Consider the following 22697-nt stretch of genomic DNA (forward strand, 5'->3'; position numbering starts at 1 on the left):
TTGTTGATGCCGCTAACCGCGCGGCGGGAAGGGATCGTTGCCGTAGGAGTTCGAGTCGCGGATCTGCCCGTTGGGGCGATGGATCACCACCTCGCTGTTCTGGTTGATGGCGATGTCCCTTGCCGAGGCAATCGCATCGGCCTGGGTCGGATGAAGCGAGGTGGCGCGGTTGTTGCCGGCGCCAAGCACCGCCCACTGGTCGCCGCGAGGTACGACATGCTGATTTTTGCCCATGAAAGTCTCCGTTAAGGTTCGTTTGCTACAGATGCGTACAACTATATCTTACGACAAGACTTGCGTCAAGTCTGGCGTTATGATGGTGTAACGCCTGATCAGACGGCGTGCCGCGAAAGCGTGCGCGCCGCTGACGACTCTGGAGAAAGACTGGATGGTGGAACTGGCGGTAAAATTGAAACAACTGCGCGTTCGCAGCGGAAAATCCTTGCAGGACGTCGCCGACGCGGTCGGTGCGTCGAAGGCCCATATCTGGGACCTTGAGCGCGGTGCGAGCAAGAACCCGTCACTCGCGCTGCTCAAAAGTCTTGCCGACTACTACAAGACTGGCATTGCCGAGTTGGTCGGCGAGAACCCGGCGGCTGACGAGGAAGAGCAGAAACTGGTGGCGCTCTATCGCAATCTCGGTGACCTTGATCCCGCCGACCTGGAAACCATAGCCCTGCTTGCGGAACGTCTTAAGGCGAGCAGGTCCAAGACATGAAGATAAGCCGCATCGACCTGGCCGATGCGGCCAGTCCTGAACGCCTCGTCATTGACATCTTCAAGCATGAGCCGGACCTGGCGATTCCGGTCCCGATCGAGGAACTCTGCCTCAGGCTCGACATCCTGGAGATCGTGCCGCTGACGACGGCCGGCTACGAGGGTGGCCTTCTCACGACGGCCGACAAATTCAATGGCACGATCCTCTACAACGAGGCGAGCCCGCGGCAGAGGCGCCGCTTCACCATCGCGCACGAACTGGGGCATTTCTTGATGCCGTCCCATCTGCCATCGGCGGAGGGGCGCTTCCTTTGCAGACTCAAGGACATGATGGAACTCAAGGGCGGGGAGGCTGATCGGCGCTTGCGGATGGAGGTGGAGGCCAATCGCTTTGCGTCCCAGCTCCTGATGCCGCCGCCTCGGTTTCGTGTTGACGTCGCAATCGGCAAGGATCCGGACATCCGGCAGCTCTCCAGCATCGCGACGAAATATGACGTCAGCAAAGAGGCCGCCGGACGAGCCTATGTGCGCTTCCGCGAGGAACCCGTCGCCTTGGTGGTGACGCAGAACGGCAAGATCCTGCGCGACTATCGGGATCCGCTGAAGTTCCCCAATCTCACGGCGCCACGAGGGACTCTCGTTTCCGACCATTCCCTGCTGCGGCGCCGCAAGCACGAATTGGGCGCAGCGAGCGACATCGACGAAACCGACGCCGGCGTCTGGACGCATGTTGAAAGAGGCCGCAAGCCAGCTCCGCTCTATGAACAGGTACTGCTGCAGCGCGATGGCTTTGCGCTCATCATGCTGTCGAGGGACGCCGAAGCCGACCGGGACGATGAGGAAGATGAAGAAGCCGAGTTGACGGCTGCGCAGCGGCTCAGGCGCCGCCTGTCATCTGACAGGTAGTTAGAAAATTGCAGTCCTGGACGACTTTCTACCTGCAGGCATTGGTCTCAAGCATGGTAGTTGGGCTTAGCTAGTTTGCTGCGTCAGAAGCCGCATCAGCGTTCGCCCTTTGTATTTCGAAAGTCTCGTAAAGGCAATGTGGAACTGCCGCGTATTGGGTACCGGCAGCTCATCCGACCTGAACCACCAAAGCGGTCCGACTGCTTGCGGCCCCTTTTCGTTCGTTCAATGTTACAATACGCCCCTGGCCCAAAATGGCCGGAACTCTGTCTCAGATTTGGACGACCGCTCGAAACTGTGTGTTCGGTGCCGCTAGGGTTGTTTGCCGAAGCGCACGCCAGCACCGCCGCCGTTCTCCGGGATAAATTCTATGCCGGCAGCTTCGAGTGCTTCACGAATGGCAACGAGGTTGTTGCGATGTGGTGTGCGCGATCCCCGTTCGAAATCCACAACCGTAGCGCGCGAAACACTTGCGGCTTCTGCCAGTTCGGCTTGGCTCCAGCCGAGCATTGCTCTGGCGCCTCGGCATTGCTCCACGGAGATTTGGCTCATTAAGGTAAAATCAGTCTTTTTGGTTGACTTTGGAGCGGATGTCAGCTTAAATGACTGACGTTAGACAATTTGCAATCAAGTTGACGGACGGATGGTGCGGCATCTGCCCGAGTTGACCACAACCAAGCTTCAGCGAGCTCGGATCATGGCTGATTCCGACAATACCACGACTTTGCCTCTCGTCACCCGCAGGAGGGTACTTGTGGCAAGTACAATTGCGAGAACCTGTCTTTCAGCCAACGGGACATTCAAACCAAAGGATCTAAGAGCCGTACACCTTCACCCTTTTGACCAGCGGACAGGAATTCGACACCCGCTTTTATCAGAGCCGCCTCAATGGCCTGCAGAGTGCTGATCCGGGAATCTACCTTGCCGTTTTCCAACCGGGCCAGCGCATTCAGCGACACAATTGCCTTGTCAGCAAGCTCCTGCTGCGACCAACCAAGCAAAGCCCGTGCGGCTCGAATCTGTCGTGGACTGACCATGAGTCCACAATCGGCAGGCCGATTTTCTTTGCCACATATAGGGTTATTTTACACCCTGTAAGGTATATTAAATGGCCGTTCGACATGCAGGTGACCTCGACACGAGGCCAGGGGCGCACACCGCCACAATCGCGATCCGGCTGACTATGGGAGCAAAGAAAGGCCTTGTTGAAACCGCAACGCCCCGTCCTCCTTCGGACGGGGCCGAAGCCAAAGATCGACAGTGATCCTCATCCCGCCGATCAGCATGTCGGCAGGCAGATTGCGACCGTTCGCGTCCAGTCCGACGTATCGCAAGCCCAGCTTGCCCGATCCATAGGCATCAGTTTCCAGCAGCTCCAGAAATACGAGAACGCGCGCAATCGCGTGAGCGCGTCGATGCTCTACGAGATCGCCATCTCGCTCGGCGTTCCTGTCGGCCGCTTCTTCGCAGGCCTGCCGGGAAACGATGAGACCTGCGTCGAGGCGCGGCCCCTGCCGGTCGATGAGCGCCTGGATTTCATTGCCAGCGCGGAGGGTAGGCGCCTGATCGAGGGGCTAGTGAACCTTCCGCCGCGTGTGCGCAGTCGCGTCTCGTCCCTAATCTCAGCATTAGGAGAAGAGCTGGCCCTGCTAGACGCAAAGGCGGACAGCGAGACGGCCGGCGAATCCCCACCGGCCGAATGCAAAACCGTCTGACGGCCGGTCCGGCCGGTCAGCCGAATTTTCGTGCAGCGGGCACGGCGATGCGGCCGCAAGTCGAGGACACTTCGATTTCAACGCCGAACGCCCGCGAGCGGGTCGCGAATCCCTCGAGGATGTCTCGGGCCACGTTTCCCGTGACGGCGACGGGTACCAATCTGCCCGTTGCTGATCCGCGAGACGGAGGTTCCGCGCCGATCACGACGGGCAGGAGGTCTATTTCTGCGAGGTTTCCGCCCGCATCATAGCGGCACGCGGCGACGATGCTTTGCCAAACTTCCGGGGGATCCCATTCAGTTTCGTCGGCGTGCACGTGGAAAAGGAAGTTTCCGAGGCCGTAGAAGATCGGCGAGCCATTGTAGATTTCGACGGCCTGCAGCACCGGTGCGCCGTGGCTGACGAAGAGGTTCGCGCCGGCGTCGATGCACATCCGCGCAAAGGTCTGCACCCAGCGCGGCACGTCCTGCCAACGTGGTTCCCAATGATGGTGGTGCAGATAGGCGATGACGAAATCGCCTTGTGCCGCGGCGTGCCGGATGGCGGACAGATGGACACTCGCGCTTTGCGGATCGACTTCGATCAGGCGGCCGAAATCGGCGGCTTGCGCGAAAACGGTGCCGTAAAAATTGATCTCCTTGCCGGCTGCCACCTCTACCGGGTCCTCCGGTTGCGCATAGTTGGCCAGTTCAAAGGGGGAGCTTTGCAAATGAGCGCCCAGTCTTGCCAGTCTGCTGAAATGTCCGTCCGGCACCCCCATCTTGCGAACGGTGTTCAGGCGATTGACGCCGGGCCGAGCCGGCCGGAAGGCCGTGCGGTCTTCGGCATACATATTGGCCGGGCCGGGGCCTGCATCCAGCGCGAGAAGCGCGACCTCGCGCGCGCCCAGCCGGCGGCGGCCCGGTCTCCTCGCATTCGTCTCGTCGGCCCCGATGCCGGCATGCAGGAGACCGCGCGCTTCCACTTCCTCCAGGGTCGAGAGGATGCCGCCAGCGCCGAGATCGAAGGCGTGGTTGTTTGCCAGAGCAAGCGCGTTGAAACCGATGGCCTGCAATGCGTCGAGCACTTCAGCCCTGGAATATCCGAAGTATTTGCCCTTGGTCGGCCACCCGCCGTGCTTACCCAGGATCGTCGACTCGAAGTTGGTGAAGACGACGTCGCCTTGGCGCAGGAAATCCGTAACCGCGATGAAGCGTTCGTTTTTGACGTCACGTATGTCGTGCTTGATCAGGGATTGGCCGGTGACGACCGCGCAGAACTGGTCTTTCATGGAACTCGCCTTGAAGGAGGGTAGGGCGCAGGCGCCGGCGTTCCGGCCAGCGCCACGTCAATGTCGAAGTCGGTTGCCTCTATTGCGAGATGGCTGGCGAGATATCGCTCTTGAACCATTTCAGGCTCAGCGCCTTGATCGTCCCATCCTTGGTGGCCGCGTCGATGGCCGCGTTGAACCTGGCGAGCAACTCCGTATCGTCTTTGCGCAGACCTGCGCCGACGCCCGGCCCCCAGAGCCCGCCATTCAGTTCAGGGCCGAAAAACACCACATCCGAGCCGGAAGGCGTCTCCAGAAAATCGCGCCAGGTGAAATAGTCGGCGAGGCCGCCGTCGATGCGACCCGCGGCAAGATCGAGCTTCATGTTGTCCTGGCTGTCATAACTGCGAATGGTCACGACATCGCCCAGCATTTCCTTCACGACTGCTTCCGAATTGGACGAGCGCAAGGCTCCGATCGCCTTGCCGGCGAGTGTCGATCTGAGGCGCTCGATGGTTGCCTTCTCTTTGTCGCCGATGGTCGAAAGGTTGACCTTTTCCTTGGTGTCGCCGGCGTCGAGACCCAGGTCCTTGCGCACCACGAACTGGTTGAAGCCGGTGGCGTAGGGGATCGAGAACGCGATCGACTGCTTGCGTTTTTCCGTGATCGCCATGCCAGACATGATCACGTCGAACTTGCCGACAAGCAGTGCCGGGATGATCCCGTCCCAATCCTGCGGGACGAAGGTACATTTGATCTCGATCCGACGGCACAGCTCCTGCCCAACATCGATATCGTAGCCATAGAGTTGACCGTTCGCGTCGGTGCCGTCCCAGGGCGGCGAGGCGCCTTCAGCGGCAATCGATATGACGCGCTCGCTTTGCGCGCTCGCCGGGACTGCCGACATCAGGGATACGATAGAAACAGCAATAGCCAGGGGTATGCGCATGATGCACCTCTTCGTTGGTTGGATGGAAAGGGGAGCCCAGAACCTAGGCGTCAGGGCAGGGGCGTCGTGATCTCTGGGTCAGGTAGGGCGGGGCGCAATCGCGCCTTTCGTCGGCGAACCGGATGGCCGTCGGTCGACAGCCATCGCTCCAGCAACTGGATCGCTTTCACCGCGATCGAGGTGAGCGATAGGTAGATCGCTCCGGCGACGATGAAGATTTCGTACGGCGCGAACGTGGTCGACACCATCTGTCTCGCCATGCCGGTGATCTCAAGCAGCGTCACGGTGCTCGCGAGCGACGAGCCCTTGATCATCCCGACGATCTCGTTGCCGTAGGCCGGGAGCGATATCCTGAAAGCGATCGGGAAGGTGACCAGGCGAGCGATCTGGAAGCGTTTCAAGCCGAGAGATGTGGCCGCCTCGGTGACACCCTTCGGCACGGACTGGAGACCGCGGCACAGGATCTCGGTGGTGTGTGCCGCGCTGTTCAGCGAAAATGTCAGAAGGGCACACCAGAAGGGGTCGCGCAGGATCACCCAGAAGATGCTTGTTCGCACCGCCTCGATCTGAGCGAGGCCGTAGTAGAGCAGAAAGAGCTGAACCAGCATCGGCGTTCCGCGGATCACATAGGTGTATGCGAGCACCGCGAGCGAGAAGCCGGGACGTCCGAACGCGCGGATGAAGGCCAGCGGCACGGAAAGAAGAAATCCGGCCGTCAGCGACAAGACCGTCAGGGTCAAAGTGAGACCAACGCCCGAAGGCAAGACAACCAGTGCGTCAAATATCAAGCCGAGGTTCATGGGCCTTCCCTCCTACCGGCCGAGAGCCGGATAGCGCCGCTCAGTCAGCCGGATCGACAGCAACGTGACGGTGGTCAGCGAGAGATAGAGAGCGGAGGCCGCAAGGTAGAAAGTCAATGGTGCGCGCAAGGATCCGGCCCCCACATACGCAACGCGCATGATGTCGGTCAGGCCGACGATCGAGACCAGTGCGGTATCCTTGAAGAGCGAAATCCAGAGATTGCCATAGGCAGGCAGCGCCAGCCGCAGCATCTGCGGACCGATGACGAACATCCAGCGCTGCCAGGCGTTCAGCCCAAGCGACTTTGCCGCTTCGGTTTGGCCCGCTGGCACTGCCGCAATCGCGCCGCGAAACACTTCGGTCGCATAACCGCTGAAAATGACCGAGAGCGCGATAACCCCTGCGGTGAATGCGTTCACCTCGACATACCGGCCGGCGATCTTGCTGGCGAGCGTGGTTCCGCCGAAGTAGATGAGCAGGATAACGAGAAGTTCTGGTACACCACGGACGACTGTGGTGTAGGCGGCCACGACCGCGTTGAGGCGCGGCTTTGCCGTGCCCTTCGAAATCGCCAAAAACAGCCCGAATGCCGTACCCAGGCAGCCGCTGACAAGAGCCAGGCTTATGGTCACGGTAAGTGCGACAACAAACTGAGTAGTAAAACCACCCATGGGGCGCTTTCCTCGGCTCGCAATTGCCGCAGGATATGTCGGTCTTTATTGCCGAGACCAAACCATATAACCCAAGGTTGCGAGTTGTTATATTTCTAATGTGGAGTTAACTTGAGATACTGGCCAATTCTAACGCTTGAAATTACACACTCAATCTATAACTTTTATTATTTTATCTATAACGCGTCGTTATATACTGAGGCAGTTCGTTGCTCCCCAGGTTGGCGTTGTCTGCCGCCGGGTGGTTATCAGGGAAAGGCGCGCAGGGAATGGAGTTGTTGCAGAGCGACCTCAAGCTCCGTCAACTGAAGGTCTTCCGGGAAGTGTTGCGGGCCGGTTCGACAAGGCGAGCGGCGGCAGTGCTCGGGATAAGCCAGCCCGCCGTCAGTCAACATGTGAAGCAGCTCGAGACCACGCTCGGCATCACACTCTTCAAGAGATCAGCCAACCGCATCGTCCCCTTGCAGGAAGCGTGGGAACTCCTGCGAAACGTAGAACTGGCCCTGACGTCGCTGGATCGGCTGGACGCGTCGATCTTCGCTATGAAGAATGAGGAAAAGCAACGGATTGCGATTGCCGCGCCCTCTGTTTTCGGTTTCGTGACCTTGCCCAAGGTGGTGGCGATCATCCACTCAAAGACCGCCTCTAATGTCCGGTCGATTTCGGGAAGCTACGAGCAGATCGGCGAGCACATCCTGGCTGGGCGCGCAGATCTCGGGGTCTCGAGATTGCCCCTGGATCCACGCCTGTTTGAATGGGCGCCGCTTGGGTCAGCTCGCAATGTATGCATCTTTCATCCCGACCACCGCTTTTCAAAACAGACCTGTATCGAGGCGCAAGACCTGGCAGGCGAGACGATCGTCGATATCGATCCCCAGTTCGCCGCTCATCAAATGAACTTCAACGCCTTGCGCTTCGCCGGCGTTGAGCCAGACATACTGGTGGAATTCGATTGCAACGGTCACGAAGCCGGATACGTCTCAGCTGGCCTGGGCATTTCGATCACAAACGAGATCATCGCGCGTGAGTACGCGGCGTTTCAGCTGGGAGTAAGGCCAGTAGAACCGTCCGCGCTCTATCACTACGTTGCGATTTGGCAGAGGGGCAGGACCTTTTCCAACGCGTTGAATGTATCTCTCGAGGCCACAATCGCTGCGTTTTCGAATATGCCGACTACGAGAGGGTGAATATCTCGTGAGGGATGGTGGCCTGCGATACTGCGTCTCGGGCTTCCCCGGGGTCCTTTTCACTGCTGGAGATGGTGACGTGTCCGCCGGAGCTTACCGCCTGGCTTCTGCTTAGGCGCGCTTGAACGGTGACGTCTGTCAGGACCACCTGATAACGGCGCGATTACAAAGGAACGCCAGCAGGTGTTGGAAAATGGCGGCGATTAAGGCTGCCCTGTTGCTCCTGCTTGCCCGCGAGGTCCTCACTTATTGGATTTCTTTGGATATTGGCTCGAGGAACAAGAGATAGGACCGCTTAGGATCGGAGCCTGCGGGCCACCCGAGGATCACCGACTGCATCTGAGGTATTCTCTTGGCAGCGATACTCTTCACTTATTCGTAGACCAGCACATAAGTATTGCCGACACTATCGTGCAATGGATTTGCGGCCGCCGTCAGTCGATTACTAGCGCATTCAACACAGGAGATATGCCATGCGCGATCAAGGGCTTAGCAATTCACGTGTCGCAGCAATCATCAAAACGAAGAACGAAGTCAGCGTCAATCAGGCGCGGTGGATACTCATTCCGCTGTTCGGATTGTGGATCTTGGTTCCCGCTGCGGGCATGATCCTCGGGTGAAGAAATGACCCCGGCTGTGAGTGCAGCCAGGGCGCTGGAGAAAGTCCAATCCGAACTTGCACGCACTACTCGGATCATGAGCCTGTGCTGCTCTGACCGCATCGATTGCGCACGAGGTACACCAGCGGGTTTCAGGCATTATCGCCAATGCCGGCACCTGCCTCGGGCACTGGCGGCTGATCGACAAAACGTCGATCGAGCGCTGGGAATTGCGCGGCGTTCCATTCGGGACGGCAATCGGGCGGCGAGGTGGGCGTCGGTACAAAAGTATTGCCGATACCAACGTGCAATAGCATCCAAAAGATTGCGTAGGTCATCTCCATATCACTTCTGACCCTCGTCAGATGTACCTTTGGACGCCCATCGTCATTGGGGCGATGGCGAAACAAGAGAGGTCTACACCATGAACATCAAAGCGATTGGTCTCGGTGCATTTGCACTTTTTTGTGTCGGCAGCACAGCCCTCGCCGGCGCACTCGACGTCGTCGACAACATCGGGCCATTCTACACTGACGCCTCGATGAAGACCCTGAAGCCTATGCCTGAGTTCAAGGCGGTCTTCATGGCCAAGCCGAAGCCCATGCGCGAAATGATCATGCGCGAATGCAACGACGCGGCGATGAGCAAGCCCTACGCCGAGTTCTGCGCCAACGTGAATGCCCTCGGCGGGATGAAATAGTCCCCCGTCATTGCCCCCGCGAACGGCGCCTAAAATGGTGGCGGGCAAGCCCGCCATCAATTTTCCGCGCCGAAGACCACAATCAAACCATGGAGGGAGTTCGCGCATGAAGACGAACCTCTTGTTGGCCTCGTTCCTACTCATCACTTCGATTGGGCTGCCGAATGGCAGTTTTGGGGCCGACGCTATGGGACTATCGATGAGTTCCAAAGGATCGCAGGGCTCATCCGTCCAGGGCTCGATTTTCGGCTGGTTTGCCGGCCAATCGGAGTTGGCGTCAATCACGCAAGCCGAAGAGTGGCTCAATTCGCCACCACTGACGCCGACGGCACTCCGTGGAAAAGTCGTCCTTGTCAGTTTCTGGACTTACACCTGCATCAACTGGATGCGCGCACAGCCCTATCTCCGCGCTTGGTCGGAAAAATACCGAAACCAGGGGTTGGTCGTGATCGGCGTCCACTCGCCGGAGTTCCGGTTTGAGAAGAACATCGACAACGTCCGCCGAGAGGTGAAAGCGCTGGGGGTCGACTATCCCGTCGCCGTCGACAGCAAGGGAGCGATCTGGAGCGCTTTCAACAACAACTTCTGGCCGGCATTCTATTTCATCGATGCTCAAGGGCGAGTGCGTGATCAGCATTTCGGTGAAGGATCCTACAACGAGTCCGAGAAGATCATTCAGCGATTGCTGGCAGAGGGTGGCAACGAGGTCGGAGGCAGTGATCTAGTATCGGTCGATGCGCGCGGCCTCGAAGCCGCAGCCGACAAAGCCAACCTGAAGTCTCGGGAAAATTATGTTGGCTATGAACGTACCCAAGGCTTTGCGTCCCTTGGCGGAGTAATTCGCAACAAGCCGCATCTCTTTGAAGCGCCGGCACAGTTGCGCCTGAACGAATGGGCGCTTACGGGCGACTGGATCATGGGAAGCGACGGCGTGTCGGCGAAAAGGGCCAATGGCCGCATAACGTACCGCTTTCACGCCCGCGATCTGCATCTTGTTATGGGGCCGGCATCGCCGGGAACGTCCGTAGAGTTCCGCGTCCTTGTCGATGGTCACCCACCAGGCAGATCTCACGGACTTGACGTTGATGAACACGGCAACGGAACAGTAAGCGAACAACGCCTGTTCCAGCTTATCCGACAACTAGGGCCGATCGTAGATCGCCAATTCGACATCGAATTTTTTGGCCCCGGCGTCGAGGTATTCTGCTTCACGTTTGGCTGATTACCAAGCTGTCGCCGATCCCCGCGACCTTCTTGATCGAGCCGAGCAAAAGCGGGATTACCAGTGGACGCTCCATTCTCCCAAATTGGGCGCGGAAATTCCTTCATTTCATCATCTTGAATAACAGCTGTCTAGAGGCGTCAAAGCTAACGCTGGCTCATTCAACCATAACCTTATCCGCGATATTTAGGGCAGAGCATCAGGAAAGCTGGTGCCGCGAATATGCCGCCTGTGGCGCCCCGGCGTAGCGGCTCCGAAGCCGCCGATTATAAGTATTCTCGCCCTGGGGCTGCCGATTCTGCGATTAAGGATTGGATGAATAGGCATGGGGGAGAAAGGCCGTTATTCTAAGACTCGTTCACCTTCGATGCAGGAATAACTAGATCACGGAGTAGGAAAATCGCATGCTATGCGACACGGGCGAAATTCACGCCCGCCCCAACGACAAGGCGCCCATCCCCTGCCCGATGGATGGTGAATAGAGTTGTGGTGCCATGACCCAAACCCACACACTACAACCGTCATCTATCCGCTTCCCGGTGCAACCGCGGCTGGTACCGGCGATCAAGGCGGCGCGTTATCTGCACCTGACGCTGCGGGAATTCATGGAATTGCTGCCCACGTTGCAGGATCAAGGCTTTCCCAAGTCCTGCCCAATTACCGGCAACTACGACCTGGTTGCGATCGACGCCTGGTTGGATCGACGCGCGGGTCTTGCAGGATCAGGATCCGGCGCGCAGTCTAGCATTGACATTGCAAGAGCGAGGCTGGCGACCCTTGGGTAAGATCAAGTTGAAGCACTACGTCATTCGTAAGGGCAAATACGGCTACTGGCTGCCGACGCCTAAGATGATCGAAGCTGGCTTCGAATGCATTTCCTGTGGAATCGACGGGCCTAAGGCCTGGACGATCGCCAGGGAGTGGGAAGACCGCTGGCAGGAATTTCGCAAGGGCAGGGAGCCGTCGCGCCTGCATGTATGGCCAAAGGATTCGATCGGCGACGCCTTCGCACGCTACCGCCGCATGGATGCATGGAGGCGCAAGCCACCGCGCACCCGCGAGGATTGGGAGCGCGGCTGGACCTTCATCGAGCCGTACTTCGCCGACCTGCCGCCAGCCGACATCACGCTCGAGCTGCTCGACGACTGGTATGGCCGTCTGCTGCGGGTCAAGGGGGTCGACACCGCCTACCGTGCCGTAAAGACGTGGCGTTCGCTCTACAATGTCATGGCAGGCATGAAGCTATGCCCACCTGGCTCCGACCCATCGCAGGCGATCCGCCGCCAGACGCCAACACCGCGGCACCAGACGTGGACGGCAGGCGAGGCGGTGCGCATGGTCAAGGGCGCCTGGCGCGCCGGCTACCGCGGACTGGCGTGCATCATCGCCGTTGCGTGGGACACGAGCTTCTCACCGGTCGACGTGCGCACGCTCACACCGGCGCAGGCAATGCAGACAGCACAGGAATGGGGTTTTCTGATTGCACGCAGCAAGAGTGGCGAGGCGGCTTTCGGCACGCTGTCGTCACGCACGCAGCGCCTGGTGCTGGCCTATGTCGAATCACTGGGCGTCACCCTGCTTGACGATGCGCCGATCTTTCGCTCGCGCGGTTTCGCGCCGGGCCCGAAGGGCGGCCGGCCGCGCGCCGGCGTGCCTTACACGAAGGATTCCCTGGTCGACGACTTCGCCGATCTGCGCACGCTGGTGTTCGGGACAGCGGAGAAGCGGCGGCTGATGGACATGCGGCGTTCCGGCGCGGTCGAGGCGAATGCCGGAGGCGCGTCGGTCGAGGCAATCTCGGCCAAGATGGGCAATTCGATCGACGAGAACAAGGCGCTGCAGAAGACCTATATGCCGGTCAATCTGGCCGCCGTCCGCTCAGCCGATGCCAGCCGCCGCAAGGGCAGAAAGCTGCTTGGCCTGGAACGGAACGAATACAGAAAGTTGAAACTCTCCGGAGAATGAGAGTTGAAACTTTTCAAGGGGCGGTAGCTAACCCCTTGAAATTAATGGCGCGAGTGACGGGGCTCGAACCCGCGACCTCCGGCGTGACAGGCCGGCACTCTAACCAACTGAGCTACACCCGCGCATTGGACGAGCACGTGTCAGCCGTGTTCGTCGTTGGGGCGGTGGATAAGGGGTTCGCCACCGGGTGTCAAGCGCAGCTGGACAGCATAAACGCAAACAGGAGAAGGTTTTTTGACGGGCGGCACTTTGCCCGCGAAAACCACTGTGCGGCTAAGCTCGCAGCTGTTCATTTGGCCTTGCGAAGCCGGTTGCGACCGCTTAAAGGTCCGGCCGGAGCGGGCGATTAGCTCAGTTGGTAGAGCGCTTCGTTTACACCGAAGATGTCGGCGGTTCGAGCCCGTCATCGCCCACCACTCAATTTCTTGATAAATCGGTGCTTGCCCGGAGTTACGGTCTCATATCCGGTTGTATGCGTTGTCGGCATTCTGCTTCCTGGCCTTGTCGCGTTCGAAAGGGGTGACGCAGACCAAGTCGCTCTCGAACGCTTCACGCCAGACGTAGCCGTCGCGGCAGGTGCTGTCGCCGTAAGGTCCGCCGGTCGGCGAACGATTGTTGCGGGCATTGGCATTCTGCGCCTGCACCTCGCCGTAGTCGGCAGGACTCACGCACACGCTGTCGCCGAAGATCGCCGATCGCCAGACGAATCCTTCCTTGCACCCTTTGGCCTCGATCGCTGCGGGCTCGATAGGCGACGGCAAAGGGGAGGGCCTCGGCCACAACGCCACCGTTGTCCCGCCGATGCCGAGCGCGATCATTGCGACCAGCCCGTGCAGCAGCCAGAGCCTCGGCCGCCGCGCCGCTGGCTTCGCTATCGCCGACGCAATCGCCGCCATATCGTCGTTGAAGCGCTCGTGGCGGACCTCCATGGCTTGACGCTTGGCTCCTGCAGATCGGGTGGCAAGGCGCTTTTCTTTGGCATGCTGGCGCCGTTGACGAGCACGGGGATGACGCGCACCCCAGCCTGGAGTGCCGTACGGATCTCCTTGCGCACGAAATCGTCGGGGGACTCCAGCCGAACCTGGCCCTGCTCATCGGTAAGCGCGGCCCACTGCGGCCCCACGATCGCCAGCATGATTTTGCAGCTGGCCAAACTGCGGGCAAGCGCCACCTCAAAGTCATCGCCGGGGTTGAGCTTGTCGACCATGAAGATGGATGCATCAGGAAGCGCGCGGTTCAGATTATCGTAGACGCGGCCCGCCACGCCGGAATCGGTCTGCCGTCGGTAGTTGATGAATACGTCGCCAAGCAAGGCCTGCCTCTCCCACATCAACGCGAAGGCCCCAAAATAGCATGAGCGGTGACCTCGCAGCTAGTCTGGCGATAGACTGGCCATTACTGCGGGTGCAGTCCGTTTCATGTCTCGCCAGAGGACACATGCACCGGCCCTTCGCGTCGCACGGTGGACTAAGTACAAGAGGCCATTACGGCGCGTCGCCAAAGCGGAATATACACAAATGTCTTCCGTCTGGATGGCAGCTGCAGAGCAAGTTCGACCCACGCCCGCGACGATCGGCTCCGCCACTTCTTCCTGTTTCGGCTCGCAGATGCGGGCAAGCGTGTACTTGTCGACGTTGTTCGCATACGGCTTCGATATCGGCGTAGGTGCCGTGTCACCGTGCCGCGATAAGGGTTCACAGCGGTCGAGTTGACGATAGCGTTCTCAGCGAAGATGTCGGCGGTTCGAGCCCGTCATCGCCACCATATCCGGCCCGCATATCCCGAATGCCGGGCGCGGCCGCAATGAGCCGCACCCGCCGTTCTTTCCCGGCGCGCTAGCCTATCGTTTGACGTAGCAGTTCTTCTTCACGCGGCGGATGGGATCCTCGCCAAAGGCGTCGACGCTGCATATGACGCCGTTCCTGAATACGCCCTGGACGTACTGGCCACGCGCCCCGTATCTCACCACTTTGCGGCCACGGAACTCGCAGAACCGCCCCTCCGAGGCGCAGGCCACCCATCTGCCGCGGCCCTGGCCGTAATCATTATCGCCGTAATTGTCATCATTGCCGTAATTGTCGTCGTCGTTGTCACCATAATCATTACCGCTATCGCGCCTCGCAATATAGCAGGCCTTGTCGCGGCCGGGCGCCGGGTCGCCGAAGACGCGATTCGAGCAAGGCACGGAACGACGATCGAAGAAGCGGGAGGTGGTCTGGCCGCGCGCGCCGTAGACCACTTCCGAGGGGTAGGGCAGGCGGCACGTGCCGCCTTCATCGGCGCATTTCTGCATGCGCTGGGCCGACGCGGTGGCGGGGAAAAGGATAGAAACTGACGAGGCCAGGCCGACCAGGCAAATGAATGTAAACGTCATCCGGATCAAAGCAGTGAAGGTTTTTGACATGATTTTGTCTCCCGTTCGATTCGACCAGCATGGTACAGCTGCCTTGTTAAATGCACGATGAATGAAAGCCCTCGCGGAGGCAGCACAATGATCGACTATCCACGGCGGTTGATGTTACAGCTGCTATTGGCATTGGCAATCTCTGGTATTGGGCGCTTCGCCTATGCGGGGAATGTGGGCGACGGCGTCGACCAGCCCGCCGCCAAGGCAGCCTTGCTCAAGGCCTATCCCGGCCTTTTCACCATTTCGGGCAATGTCCTGACCTGGACCGACGGCACCACCATGGTGTGGAACGACGGCAAGGCGCGCGACGCCGACGCGCTGCTTGAGAGCCCCGACATCGAAGACATGTTTCGCTACGCCTATCCCGGAGCAGCGGAGGGCGCGCTGGTCCCGGCCGAGGATTTCGATCCCGGCCGTATTCGCAACGAACCTTTCTTCGAAAAGCTTTACGGGGCAAGTGCCGCCGAGGTGGGCAAGCACATCGCCGACCTCAAATGGTTGCCGAAGCTCGGCAAGAAGACCGTGCAGGTTACCAAGGTGTTTGGCATCAACGACCGGCTGGGCAAGGTCTCCGCTGCGCTTGAGGCGATGCCCGCGGAGCTGAGCCGTTACGGGCTCAAGCCCGGCGGCGGCTTTGTCTGGCGGCCCATCGCCGGCACGGACCGGTTGAGCGTCCACTCGTTCGGGGCGGCCTTCGATATCAATGTCGGCTTCTCCGACTACTGGTACAACAACAGGAACAAAACCAACCCGAAGGCCCCCATTCCCTTCAAGAACCGGATCCCGCTGGAAATCGTGGAACTGTTCGAGAAAAATGGCTTCATCTGGGGCGGGCGCTGGTATCACTACGACACCATGCATTTCGAGTACCGGCCTGAATTGCTGCTTTACAAGAAATCCGGCTGATCACGGCGGCAGCAGCCGGAAATCCTTGCCTTCGGGGAGCAACTGGCCGCCGTCGACGACGATGGTGGTGCCGGTGATGTAGCTGGCATCGTCGGAGGCGAGGAACAGGAAGGCGTTGGCGACGTCGCGCGGACTGCCGAGGCGTCCGAGCGGGATCGAATCCTCCATGTTCTTGATGTAGGCGGCGCCGCGATGCAGCTCGATCGCTTCGGTCAGGATGTTGCCGGGCTCGACGCCGTTGACGGTGATGCCGTAGCCCGAAAATTCCAGCGCCGCCGAGCGGATGAAGCCGTTGATGCCGGCCTTGCTGGCGGCGTAGTGGCCGTGGCCGGGGCTGGTGACGTGCGGACCGGTGATCGACGAGGTGTAGAGCATGCGCCCGTAACCTTGCACCTTCATCGGCGCCAGCGCCGCCAGCGTGGCGTTGAACGTGCCGCGCAGATTGACCGCCATCACCCGGTCCCAGTCGTCCGGGCTGGTGTTTTCGATCAGCTGCCAGGGATAGATGCCGGCATTCTGCACGACGATGTCGAGGCGGCCATGGCGGCTCAGCGCCAGCGCCACCGCAGCTTCTGCATCGGCCATTTGCGAGATGTCGGTGCGAATGAAATCCGCGCCGAGCTCGTCCGCGGTCGCCTGGCCGGCCTCGGCCTCGCTGTCGGCCAGGACCAGCCTTGCGCCTTCCTCGGCAAAGCGCAGCGCAATGCCCTTGCCGATGCCGCGCGCGCTGCCGACGATAAGCGCGACCTTGTCTTGCAGCCGTCCGGTCATGTGAGCTGTCCTGTCATGCGAGTCTTTGGCGAATGGTTTGCTTGAAGGCGTCGAGCAGCACGGCGGCGAGCACCAGCAGGCCATGGATCACCTGGGTGAAATTGGCCGGCAGGCCCATCAGGTTGATTGCCGTGTTGATGGAGGAGAGCAGCAGCACGCCGGCATAGACGCCGGGCAAGGTGCCGACACCGCCTTTCAGGCTGACGCCGCCGATGACGACCGCGGCAAAGGCGTTGAACAACAGCCCGGTGCCGAGATTGGCGGTGGCGCCCGAGGTGCGGATGGCGAGCAGCCAGCCGGCGAGGCCGGCAATGGCGCCGGCAAGTACGAAGGCGATGATCAGATTGCGGTTGACGCGGATGCCGGCGCGGAAGGTCGCGGTCTCGTTGCCGCCGATCATCACGAGGTGGCGGCCGAACGGCGTCTTGGCCATGATCAGCGAGAACAGGACGAAACAGGCGACGGCGATCCAGGCGGTCAGCGGCAGGCCGGCCATTCGCTGGATGCCGAACCAGCGGATGGCCGGCGCCAGATCCTGTGCCGAGCGGCCGCCGGAAATCACCAGCACCAGGCCGCGCACCCAGATGTAGGACGCCAGCGTAATGATAAAGGCGCTCATCTTCACCTTGACCACGAGATAGCCGTTGAAGGCGCCGATGAGGCCGCCGACGGCCAGCGCAACCAGCAGCGAAACCGGAACCATCAGCCATTGCGGATTGAGCTGTATGCCCATGCCGATGCCCGACGAGCAGAACAGGATGCCGACCGCCATGGCGCTGAGCGCGGCCACCGATTCCACCGACAGGTCCATATGGCCGGCAATGATGACCAGCGACAGGCCGATCGACATCACGCCGAGAACGCTCGAGGCTTCGATGATGTTGGCGAAGATGCCGAGCTGGAAGTAGTTGGGGACGAAGACTGAAAAGACAACCAGCACAAAGATCAGCATGAACCAGACGAGGTTGTCGAGGACGAACTCCAGGGCTTTGCGGCTGCGCGGGTTCATGGGCTGATCCGGTTGGCGCCCCCCGAGAAAATCAGGCTGAGAAATCAACTCGATTTCGTCGGGTTCAGGCGCGGGTTTAGGTTCGCCACGGCGTCCTGGGTCGCGGCGTCGTGAATGGGCAGGCTCCGGGCCGCAATGGCCCGGAGCGCTTCGCTAGGCGACTATTCGACAGACTTGATCGTGTCCGTCGGCGGCTTCTGGTTGCCCCAGAAGGCCGGATTGTCGACGTTTTCCTTGGTGATGGCGGCGCCCGGGATCTTGATGTTGGGGCCCCAGCTCTCCTTGGTTACGGTCGACTTCAAGCCGAGCACGTCATACTCGCCAGGCTTGATTTCCTGCTTGCCGGCGATCTTGTCCATGAACATGGCGACGGCCGCGGCCTGCGCATAGAGCGGTTGCTCGACTTCGACATTGAGCCAGCCCTTGCGGATCAGGTCGAGACCGACCGGAGCGCCGTTCGAGCTCATCAGCATGACGTCGCCCGGCTTCTTGCCGGCGGCCTCGAGCGAGGCGACGGCTGCGACCGACAGGTGCGCGGCATGGCTGAAGATCAGGTCGATGTCGGGGTTGGCGAGCATCTGGTCGGCAACGATCGTGCCGGCGTTGCTGGCTTCCCATTGCATGGCCGGCAGCGAGATGATCTTGACGTCAGGAAACGCCTTCAACTTCTCCTCGAAACCCTTCTGGATGTCGAGCGTGTAGGGATCGCCGGGATCGCCGAGCACCTGCAGGATCTTGCCCTTCACCGAACCGTTCTTGGCGGTCAGAAGCTTTTGCGCCTGCTCGGCGGCGACGTAGCCGATCTCGACCGTGCCCGCCACCGAGGTGAAATCGGACGGGGTCGAGGTGATCTGGCGGTCGAACTCGACCACCGGGATGCCGGCTGCACGCGCCGCTTCGATGGACGGCTTCAGCGCGTTGAAATCGACGGCGGCCAGGATGATCGCCGCCGGCTTCAGCGCAATGACGTCGTTCATCTGCGATTGCTGCGCGTCGGTCTTGTTGTCGGCGTTGAGTGTTTTCACCTCATAGCCGACCTGCTTGAGGAACAGCTCCAGCGCGCTCACCGAGCCGGTCTGGAATTCATCGAGCAGGGTCGGGACCATATAATAGACGGTTCCCTTGGTCTGGGACATTGCCGGCGTGAGCGAGGCAAGAGCCAGTGCCAGGATACCGAAGACAAGAACCAGTATTCGCTTCATGTCGTTCGCTCCTCTTTTATACCGGACCCCTCTTTTGTCCCTCAACTTGCCGGTCCGGCACCGGCAAGCGTCTCACCAGTGATCATGTTGATCACCGCATCGGGACTTGTTTTGTTGCGCGCGACATCGCCGGCCACGACGCCTTGCCGGATCACCACGATCCGGTCGGCGACCTGGAAGGCCTGTTGCATGATGTGGGTGATGATGACGACGCCGATGCCCTGGTTGGCCACCTGGCGGATCATCTCGAGGCCGCGCCTGGTCTGCTCGACGCCGAGTGCCGCGAACGGCTCGTCCAGCAGCACCAGCTTGCCGCCCCAGTGCACGAAGCGGTTGAGCTCGATGGCCTGGCGTTGGCCGCCCGAGAGATGCTCGACATTGGTGCGCAGCGACGGGATGCGGGTGCCGGCACTTGCCAGCGCCTTGCCGACCACGGCCTCCATGGCGCGCTCGTCGAGGATGGGGACACCGAGAACCTTGCGGGTGATTTCGCGGCCCATGAAGAAATTGGCGACGACATCGACATTGGTGCAGAGCGACAGGTCCTGGTAGACGGTCTCGATGCCGGCAGCCTTGGCCTCGGCCGGCGTTTTCGCCAGGAATTCCTTGCCCTCGAACAGCATGCGGCCGGAGCTCGGCTCGAGGCCGCCGGCGATGATCTTGACCAGTGTCGACTTGCCGGCGCCGTTGTCGCCGAGCAGCGCCACGACTTCGCCCTTGCCGATCGAGAAGCTGATGCCCCTCAGCGCATGAATGGCGCCGTAATTCTTGGTGACGTTTTCGAGTACCAGCAGCGGTTCGGTCATGCCGCCACTCCCTTGCTGTGCATGAGGTCGGACCGGCGCTCGCGCTCGGCAATGAACATCTGGCCGAAGCGCGGCGACAGCACGCCCGAAACGGCTAATGCGGCAGCGCCGCGCAGCACCGAATGCTTGCCGCCGGTCGCCACCGTCACGCGCGGTGTCTTGCGGTCGCGCCGCGCCGAGACCGAATTGGGAAGCTGTCCCGCCGCGCCGACCAGCTTTTCGAGCAGGTCGGTGGGCGCAAGCCCGCCGAGGATGACGGTTTCCGGGTCGAACACATTCTCGATGGTGACGATGGCGTTGCGGAAGATCGGCGCGATCTCGGCCACCCAGGCGGCGTCGCTGATGTTGCGGCGGCGACGTGCTTCGAGCGAGAGATACCGTTCGAGGCAGCCGCTGTTACCGCATGGGCAAGGCTCGCCACCGGGAACGGCAGGGATGTGTCCGATTTCGCCGGCATTGCCCCAGGCGCCGCGCATCACCGCGCCGTCATGCACGATGACGCCGCCGAGGCCGACGCCGAAATAGAGGTAGTAGTATTCGGAATAACCGGAGCCAAGACCGTAAAGCCGTTCGCCCATGGCCGCCGCCGCCATGTCGGTTTCGAAGAAGGCCGGCAGCCCGGTCGACGCCGCCAGCCGTTCCGGCAGCGCGACATCCTTCCAGCCGGCCATGGTCGTCGGGCCGACGAAGCTCATCGACTCCACGCCGAACGGTCCAGGCAGCGCCATGCCGATGCCGAGCACGCGCCCGCCGGGCCGCAGCGCAGTCAACTCGGGCACCATCGCGCCGATCAGCTCGAAGGCATGGTCAGGCGTCGCATGCGGCGCCTCGCGATGCATGCTCTCGATGACATCGCCGCTGAGATTGATGAGCGCCGCGTCGATCCCCAGCGGGGTGAGGTGGACGCCGACGGCATAGCCGCCCTCGGGGTTGATCCTGAGCGTCGCCGGCGGCAACCCGCGTCCGCGCGGCTCTTCGCGCAGCGACAGCACATAGCCATGCTCTTCGAGTTCGCGAACGATGGTCGATACGGTCTGGACGGTGAGGCCTACCCGGCTGGCAATGTCGCCGCGAGCTATGGGACCGTGAAGACGGATGGACTCCAGGACGATGCGCCGGTTGTAAGGCCGCCCGAACTCCTGATTGGTCCCCCGCAGTGCCATGTCCCGCGCCCCTTAGGAAGGCCAAGACTTGCACAGGCAATTTATTCAGTCAAATGGAATTCAAAAATAATTCGGAATGGTTCCCAGACGCGGTGCAGGACCTGTCCCATGCGCCGCGCTGGCCCGATTGCAGCCGGGCTGAAACCACCGCAATGGTGAATGACGTCAGGCGGGCGCGGGGCTCGCCCGACCAGTGATCCAGCAGGAAAACCGATGATCGAATTGCCTTTTGCGCGCGATGAGTACCAGCGGCGGCTCAAGAAGATCCGCGCCGAGATGGCGGCGCGTGGGCTGGAACTGCTGGTCGTCAACGATGTCGCCAACCAGCATTACATCACCGGCTATGACGGCTGGTCGTTCTACACGCCGCAGATCGTGCTTGTCCCGATCGAAAACGAGGCCGAGCCGGTCTGGATCGGCCGCGCCATGGATGCGGCAGGCGGCTTGCTGACGGCCTGGATGAAGCCGGAGAATGTTGTTGGTTTTCCCGAGGACCATGTCCAGCGCGCCGATCGCCATCCGATGGACTGGATAGGGGCCTGGATCGTCGCCAAGGGCTGGGGCGCGAGACATATCGGCGTCGAGCTCGAAGCCTATTATTTCTCGCCGAAGGCGCATGCCCGGCTGGTCGCCGGCCTGCCCAATGCGAAATGGCACGACGCCGATCTCCTGGTGAACTGGATCCGCGCCGTGAAATCCGCGCCCGAAATTGCTTATCTGCGCAAGGCGTCGACACTTGCCGAATCGGCGGTTTCGCGGGCCTTCGAAGTCATCGCGCCAGGCGTGCGCGAATGCGATGCGATTGCCGCGATCCAGGCGGCGCAGATTGCCGGCAGCCCCGACTTTGCCGGCGACATCACGGCGCTTCCGCCGACCATCCTCGGCGGCGAGAATGCATCGGCTCCGCACATCATGTGGAGCGACCGGCGCTTCGGCAAGGACGAAACGATTGCGCTCGAACTTGCCGGTGTCTGCCGCCGCTATGCCGCAGGCCTCGCCCGAACGATGCAGCTCGGCAAGACGCCGGCCCGTGTCGCCGACACCGCAAAGGCGGTGATCGAAGGCATGGATGCGGTGCTCGACGCGGTCAGGCCGGGGACCACAGCCGAAGCGGTCGAGGCCGCATGGCGCAAGGTTATCCAGCGCTACGGGCTGAAGAAGGAATCGCGCATCGGATACTCCATCGGCGTCGCTTATCCCCCGGATTGGGGCGAGCACACGATCAGCCTGCGGCCCGGCGACAAGACCGCGCTGCAACCCGGCAACGTCCTGCACTCCATTCTTGGCATGTGGATGGATGGCTGGGGCATCGAGATCAGCGAGACCATTCTGGTGACCGAGACCGGCCATGAGACGCTGACCAAATTCCCGCGAGACATCCATGTCAAATCCTGACCGGTCAGCCACGACGGACGCCACCGCGACCCGCCTGACGCATCTGCTCAATATTGGATCGTCCGGCGCTCGATCAGCACCACAAGACAAAACAGGACGATCGACAGGCCCGATGACAGCACGATCGCCGCGTAGAGGCGGTCCGACTGGTAGTTGAAGGACGCCTGGATGATCAGCACGCCAAGTCCTTGGTCGGAGCCGATCCATTCGCCGACAATGGCGCCGATCACGGCGGTGGCCGAGGCAATCCTCAGCGATGAGAACAGCATCGGCAAAGCGCGCGGCAGCCGCAGGCTCCAGAACGTGACGCCGGAGCACGCGATGTCGGATTGCCAAACAACAGGATGGTACAACGGG

General features: G+C 60.9%; 27 protein-coding genes, 2 tRNA genes and 1 pseudogene. 12 read left to right on the forward strand and 18 right to left on the reverse strand.

What is annotated here, in order from left to right:
- Positions 1-12: 12 nt before the first annotated feature.
- Positions 13-234: a DUF2188 domain-containing protein gene (locus NKI64_RS18175; protein ID WP_352669223.1), complete on the reverse strand. Its 222-nt coding sequence runs from the start codon at positions 232-234 to the stop codon at positions 13-15.
- A 154-nt stretch (positions 235-388) separates the two neighbouring features.
- Here NKI64_RS18175 and NKI64_RS18180 point away from each other — a divergent pair, with 154 nt between their 5' ends.
- The gene (locus NKI64_RS18180; protein WP_352669225.1) at positions 389-718 is read left to right on the forward strand and encodes a helix-turn-helix domain-containing protein; all 330 of its coding nucleotides are present in this window, start codon (positions 389-391) and stop codon (positions 716-718) included.
- On the forward strand, positions 715-1623 hold the full coding sequence (locus NKI64_RS18185) for an ImmA/IrrE family metallo-endopeptidase (protein ID WP_352669227.1): 909 nt from the start codon (positions 715-717) through the stop codon (positions 1621-1623). Before NKI64_RS18180 ends, NKI64_RS18185 begins: the two co-directional genes overlap by 4 nt.
- A 312-nt stretch (positions 1624-1935) precedes the next feature.
- Here the strand turns inward: NKI64_RS18185 and NKI64_RS18190 are convergent, their stop codons facing one another.
- Both NKI64_RS18190 and NKI64_RS18195 read right to left on the reverse strand, forming a co-directional pair.
- Positions 1936-2133, reverse strand: coding sequence for a helix-turn-helix domain-containing protein (locus NKI64_RS18190; protein ID WP_497112687.1), 198 nt, complete (start codon positions 2131-2133; stop codon positions 1936-1938).
- Between the two features lie 290 nt (positions 2134-2423).
- Positions 2424-2660 carry a helix-turn-helix domain-containing protein gene (locus NKI64_RS18195; RefSeq protein ID WP_224685811.1) on the reverse strand — a complete coding sequence of 79 codons (237 nt, stop codon included), beginning with the start codon at positions 2658-2660 and terminating at the stop codon, positions 2424-2426.
- Between the two features lie 168 nt (positions 2661-2828).
- Here NKI64_RS18195 and NKI64_RS18200 point away from each other — a divergent pair, with 168 nt between their 5' ends.
- The gene (locus NKI64_RS18200) at positions 2829-3338 is read left to right on the forward strand and encodes a helix-turn-helix domain-containing protein (RefSeq protein WP_352669231.1); all 510 of its coding nucleotides are present in this window, start codon (positions 2829-2831) and stop codon (positions 3336-3338) included.
- A 16-nt stretch (positions 3339-3354) separates the two neighbouring features.
- On the opposite strand, the gene NKI64_RS18205 is transcribed toward NKI64_RS18200, so the two are convergent.
- From NKI64_RS18205 to NKI64_RS18220, 4 genes are all read right to left on the reverse strand, one after another.
- Entirely contained in the window at positions 3355-4608 is a 1254-nt protein-coding gene (locus tag NKI64_RS18205; protein WP_352669233.1) for a CapA family protein, read from the reverse strand.
- A gap of 79 nt (positions 4609-4687) precedes the next feature.
- Complete coding sequence (locus NKI64_RS18210; RefSeq protein WP_023694077.1) at positions 4688-5536, reverse strand: transporter substrate-binding domain-containing protein; 849 nt, start codon at positions 5534-5536, stop codon at positions 4688-4690.
- 50 nt (positions 5537-5586) lie between these two features.
- A complete protein-coding gene (locus NKI64_RS18215; RefSeq protein ID WP_023694078.1) occupies positions 5587-6336 on the reverse strand; it encodes an ABC transporter permease in 750 nt (249 codons plus the stop codon).
- Between the two features lie 12 nt (positions 6337-6348).
- Complete coding sequence (locus NKI64_RS18220; protein ID WP_023683618.1) at positions 6349-7008, reverse strand: ABC transporter permease; 660 nt, start codon at positions 7006-7008, stop codon at positions 6349-6351.
- Between the two features lie 269 nt (positions 7009-7277).
- On the opposite strand from NKI64_RS18220, the gene NKI64_RS18225 reads away from it, so the two are divergent.
- A complete protein-coding gene (locus NKI64_RS18225; protein ID WP_352669236.1) occupies positions 7278-8195 on the forward strand; it encodes a LysR family transcriptional regulator in 918 nt (305 codons plus the stop codon).
- A 473-nt stretch (positions 8196-8668) separates the two neighbouring features.
- A complete protein-coding gene (locus NKI64_RS18230) occupies positions 8669-8815 on the forward strand; it encodes a hypothetical protein (RefSeq protein WP_023669155.1) in 147 nt (48 codons plus the stop codon).
- A gap of 131 nt (positions 8816-8946) precedes the next feature.
- Here the strand turns inward: NKI64_RS18230 and NKI64_RS18235 are convergent, their stop codons facing one another.
- The gene (locus tag NKI64_RS18235) at positions 8947-9132 is read right to left on the reverse strand and encodes a hypothetical protein (RefSeq protein WP_352669239.1); all 186 of its coding nucleotides are present in this window, start codon (positions 9130-9132) and stop codon (positions 8947-8949) included.
- Positions 9133-9218: 86 nt separating this feature from the next.
- On the opposite strand from NKI64_RS18235, the gene NKI64_RS18240 reads away from it, so the two are divergent.
- The 4 genes from NKI64_RS18240 (at position 9219) to NKI64_RS18255 (ending at position 12681) form a co-directional block, all read left to right on the forward strand.
- Positions 9219-9494 carry a hypothetical protein gene (locus NKI64_RS18240; protein WP_023812738.1) on the forward strand — a complete coding sequence of 92 codons (276 nt, stop codon included), beginning with the start codon at positions 9219-9221 and terminating at the stop codon, positions 9492-9494.
- Positions 9495-9600: 106 nt separating this feature from the next.
- The gene (locus tag NKI64_RS18245) at positions 9601-10716 is read left to right on the forward strand and encodes a redoxin family protein (RefSeq protein WP_352669242.1); all 1116 of its coding nucleotides are present in this window, start codon (positions 9601-9603) and stop codon (positions 10714-10716) included.
- A 494-nt stretch (positions 10717-11210) separates the two neighbouring features.
- Entirely contained in the window at positions 11211-11501 is a 291-nt protein-coding gene (locus NKI64_RS18250; protein ID WP_352669245.1) for a hypothetical protein, read from the forward strand.
- The gene (locus tag NKI64_RS18255) at positions 11494-12681 is read left to right on the forward strand and encodes a site-specific integrase (protein ID WP_352669248.1); all 1188 of its coding nucleotides are present in this window, start codon (positions 11494-11496) and stop codon (positions 12679-12681) included. Before NKI64_RS18250 ends, NKI64_RS18255 begins: the two co-directional genes overlap by 8 nt.
- A 45-nt stretch (positions 12682-12726) precedes the next feature.
- Here the strand turns inward: NKI64_RS18255 and NKI64_RS18260 are convergent.
- Positions 12727-12803, reverse strand: a tRNA-Asp gene (locus NKI64_RS18260).
- Between the two features lie 218 nt (positions 12804-13021).
- Between NKI64_RS18260 and NKI64_RS18265 the strand changes: the two genes are divergently transcribed.
- Positions 13022-13097, forward strand: a tRNA-Val gene (locus tag NKI64_RS18265).
- Positions 13098-13139: 42 nt separating this feature from the next.
- On the opposite strand, the gene NKI64_RS18270 is transcribed toward NKI64_RS18265, so the two are convergent.
- The 3 genes from NKI64_RS18270 to NKI64_RS18280 form a co-directional block, all read right to left on the reverse strand.
- Entirely contained in the window at positions 13140-13577 is a 438-nt protein-coding gene (locus NKI64_RS18270; protein ID WP_023807956.1) for a hypothetical protein, read from the reverse strand.
- On the reverse strand, positions 13553-13993 hold the full coding sequence (locus tag NKI64_RS18275; RefSeq protein ID WP_023807955.1) for a toll/interleukin-1 receptor domain-containing protein: 441 nt from the start codon (positions 13991-13993) through the stop codon (positions 13553-13555). Before NKI64_RS18275 ends, NKI64_RS18270 begins: the two co-directional genes overlap by 25 nt.
- Before the next feature lie 528 nt (positions 13994-14521).
- Positions 14522-15085: a hypothetical protein gene (locus NKI64_RS18280; protein WP_352669251.1), complete on the reverse strand. Its 564-nt coding sequence runs from the start codon at positions 15083-15085 to the stop codon at positions 14522-14524.
- A gap of 87 nt (positions 15086-15172) precedes the next feature.
- Between NKI64_RS18280 and NKI64_RS18285 the strand changes: the two genes are divergently transcribed.
- A complete protein-coding gene (locus NKI64_RS18285; RefSeq protein WP_023807954.1) occupies positions 15173-15994 on the forward strand; it encodes a M15 family metallopeptidase in 822 nt (273 codons plus the stop codon).
- On the opposite strand, the gene NKI64_RS18290 is transcribed toward NKI64_RS18285, so the two are convergent.
- The 5 genes from NKI64_RS18290 to NKI64_RS18310 all read right to left on the reverse strand — a co-directional run bounded on the left by NKI64_RS18290 (position 15995) and on the right by NKI64_RS18310 (position 20945).
- The gene (locus NKI64_RS18290; protein ID WP_023690227.1) at positions 15995-16765 is read right to left on the reverse strand and encodes an SDR family oxidoreductase; all 771 of its coding nucleotides are present in this window, start codon (positions 16763-16765) and stop codon (positions 15995-15997) included. It lies immediately after the preceding gene.
- Between the two features lie 13 nt (positions 16766-16778).
- Positions 16779-17774 (reverse strand): ABC transporter permease, encoded by a 996-nt coding sequence (locus tag NKI64_RS18295; protein ID WP_023690226.1) that lies wholly within the window; start codon positions 17772-17774, stop codon positions 16779-16781.
- A 161-nt stretch (positions 17775-17935) separates the two neighbouring features.
- Positions 17936-18976, reverse strand: a complete 1041-nt coding sequence (locus NKI64_RS18300; RefSeq protein ID WP_023684845.1) for a sugar ABC transporter substrate-binding protein — start codon at positions 18974-18976, stop codon at positions 17936-17938.
- 41 nt (positions 18977-19017) lie between these two features.
- Entirely contained in the window at positions 19018-19782 is a 765-nt protein-coding gene (locus NKI64_RS18305) for an ATP-binding cassette domain-containing protein (protein WP_352498172.1), read from the reverse strand.
- Positions 19779-20945, reverse strand: a complete 1167-nt coding sequence (locus NKI64_RS18310) for an ROK family transcriptional regulator (RefSeq protein ID WP_023697545.1) — start codon at positions 20943-20945, stop codon at positions 19779-19781. The genes NKI64_RS18305 and NKI64_RS18310 overlap by 4 nt, the downstream gene beginning before the upstream one ends.
- Before the next feature lie 213 nt (positions 20946-21158).
- On the opposite strand from NKI64_RS18310, the gene NKI64_RS18315 reads away from it, so the two are divergent.
- Positions 21159-22340 (forward strand): M24 family metallopeptidase, encoded by a 1182-nt coding sequence (locus NKI64_RS18315; RefSeq protein WP_352669256.1) that lies wholly within the window; start codon positions 21159-21161, stop codon positions 22338-22340.
- 47 nt (positions 22341-22387) lie between these two features.
- On the opposite strand, the pseudogene NKI64_RS18320 reads toward NKI64_RS18315, so the two are convergent.
- A pseudogene (locus NKI64_RS18320) lies at positions 22388-22645 on the reverse strand (ABC transporter permease); the annotation flags it as partial.
- Positions 22646-22697: the final 52 nt, after the last annotated feature.

Source organism: Mesorhizobium sp. M0478, from assembly GCF_040321305.1.
Lineage (GTDB): Bacteria > Pseudomonadota > Alphaproteobacteria > Rhizobiales > Rhizobiaceae > Mesorhizobium.

Bases quoted from the DNA above. Each gene is read 5' to 3' on its own strand.
- NKI64_RS18175 (WP_352669223.1), bottom strand. From the start codon at position 234: ATGGGCAAAAATCAGCATGTCGTACCTCGCGGCGACCAGTGGGCGGTG.
- NKI64_RS18180 (WP_352669225.1), top strand. From the start codon at position 389: ATGGTGGAACTGGCGGTAAAATTGAAACAACTGCGCGTTCGCAGCGGA.
- NKI64_RS18185 (WP_352669227.1), top strand. From the start codon at position 715: ATGAAGATAAGCCGCATCGACCTGGCCGATGCGGCCAGTCCTGAACGC.
- NKI64_RS18190 (WP_497112687.1), bottom strand. From the start codon at position 2,133: ATGCTCGGCTGGAGCCAAGCCGAACTGGCAGAAGCCGCAAGTGTTTCG.
- NKI64_RS18195 (WP_224685811.1), bottom strand. From the start codon at position 2,660: ATGGTCAGTCCACGACAGATTCGAGCCGCACGGGCTTTGCTTGGTTGG.
- NKI64_RS18205 (WP_352669233.1), bottom strand. From the start codon at position 4,608: ATGAAAGACCAGTTCTGCGCGGTCGTCACCGGCCAATCCCTGATCAAG.
- NKI64_RS18210 (WP_023694077.1), bottom strand. From the start codon at position 5,536: ATGCGCATACCCCTGGCTATTGCTGTTTCTATCGTATCCCTGATGTCG.
- NKI64_RS18215 (WP_023694078.1), bottom strand. From the start codon at position 6,336: ATGAACCTCGGCTTGATATTTGACGCACTGGTTGTCTTGCCTTCGGGC.
- NKI64_RS18220 (WP_023683618.1), bottom strand. From the start codon at position 7,008: ATGGGTGGTTTTACTACTCAGTTTGTTGTCGCACTTACCGTGACCATA.
- NKI64_RS18225 (WP_352669236.1), top strand. From the start codon at position 7,278: ATGGAGTTGTTGCAGAGCGACCTCAAGCTCCGTCAACTGAAGGTCTTC.
- NKI64_RS18230 (WP_023669155.1), top strand. From the start codon at position 8,669: ATGCGCGATCAAGGGCTTAGCAATTCACGTGTCGCAGCAATCATCAAA.
- NKI64_RS18235 (WP_352669239.1), bottom strand. From the start codon at position 9,132: ATGACCTACGCAATCTTTTGGATGCTATTGCACGTTGGTATCGGCAAT.
- NKI64_RS18240 (WP_023812738.1), top strand. From the start codon at position 9,219: ATGAACATCAAAGCGATTGGTCTCGGTGCATTTGCACTTTTTTGTGTC.
- NKI64_RS18245 (WP_352669242.1), top strand. From the start codon at position 9,601: ATGAAGACGAACCTCTTGTTGGCCTCGTTCCTACTCATCACTTCGATT.
- NKI64_RS18250 (WP_352669245.1), top strand. From the start codon at position 11,211: ATGACCCAAACCCACACACTACAACCGTCATCTATCCGCTTCCCGGTG.
- NKI64_RS18270 (WP_023807956.1), bottom strand. From the start codon at position 13,577: ATGGCGGCGATTGCGTCGGCGATAGCGAAGCCAGCGGCGCGGCGGCCG.
- NKI64_RS18280 (WP_352669251.1), bottom strand. From the start codon at position 15,085: ATGTCAAAAACCTTCACTGCTTTGATCCGGATGACGTTTACATTCATT.
- NKI64_RS18285 (WP_023807954.1), top strand. From the start codon at position 15,173: ATGATCGACTATCCACGGCGGTTGATGTTACAGCTGCTATTGGCATTG.
- NKI64_RS18290 (WP_023690227.1), bottom strand. From the start codon at position 16,765: ATGACCGGACGGCTGCAAGACAAGGTCGCGCTTATCGTCGGCAGCGCG.
- NKI64_RS18295 (WP_023690226.1), bottom strand. From the start codon at position 17,774: ATGAACCCGCGCAGCCGCAAAGCCCTGGAGTTCGTCCTCGACAACCTC.
- NKI64_RS18300 (WP_023684845.1), bottom strand. From the start codon at position 18,976: ATGAAGCGAATACTGGTTCTTGTCTTCGGTATCCTGGCACTGGCTCTT.
- NKI64_RS18305 (WP_352498172.1), bottom strand. From the start codon at position 19,782: ATGACCGAACCGCTGCTGGTACTCGAAAACGTCACCAAGAATTACGGC.
- NKI64_RS18310 (WP_023697545.1), bottom strand. From the start codon at position 20,945: ATGGCACTGCGGGGGACCAATCAGGAGTTCGGGCGGCCTTACAACCGG.
- NKI64_RS18315 (WP_352669256.1), top strand. From the start codon at position 21,159: ATGATCGAATTGCCTTTTGCGCGCGATGAGTACCAGCGGCGGCTCAAG.